General features: G+C 49.3%; 1 protein-coding gene. It reads left to right on the top strand.

Annotation, left to right across the window (positions count from 1 at the left end):
- Positions 1–436 (top strand): SdrD B-like domain-containing protein (locus tag J8M01_RS23815; protein WP_211059607.1); only part of this gene is annotated, 436 nt, incomplete at both ends.

Here is a 436-nt window from a genome sequence, read left to right as displayed (position 1 = left end):
GAATGCAGACGGGTATGTGGTGACGCGCGCAGATACGCCAAGTTATGAAGACGGCCAAGATTACCTTGATGGCATCAAGAATACCTATGCTGGTAAAAACGCGGTGAAGGTAGCCACGGTAGGTAAACCAAGCAAGGTGATCTTTACTGAACTACCTAATGCGGGCGAAGCCCGTGTTGAAGGCGCGGTGTTTGTTGATGGCAATCAAAATGGTGTTAAAGAATCACAAGATCTTGCGATCCCAAACCTTGCAGTCACCCTGAGCGGTAAAGATGAATTCGGCAACGCAGTGTCACTGACCACCAACACTGACAGTAATGGTGCCTTTAGTTTTACTGCGCTTCGCCAACCTGATGCTGACGGGTATGTGGTGACACGCGGTGATACACCCAGCTATGAAGATGGCCAAGACTACCTTGATGGCATCAAGAATACC

The sequence above is a fragment of the Pseudoalteromonas sp. MMG005 genome, from assembly GCF_018101015.1.
Lineage (GTDB): Bacteria > Pseudomonadota > Gammaproteobacteria > Enterobacterales > Alteromonadaceae > Pseudoalteromonas > Pseudoalteromonas aurantia.
Note: the sequence above shows the minus strand (reverse complement) of the source record. Positions and strands in the feature narration are given on the sequence as shown.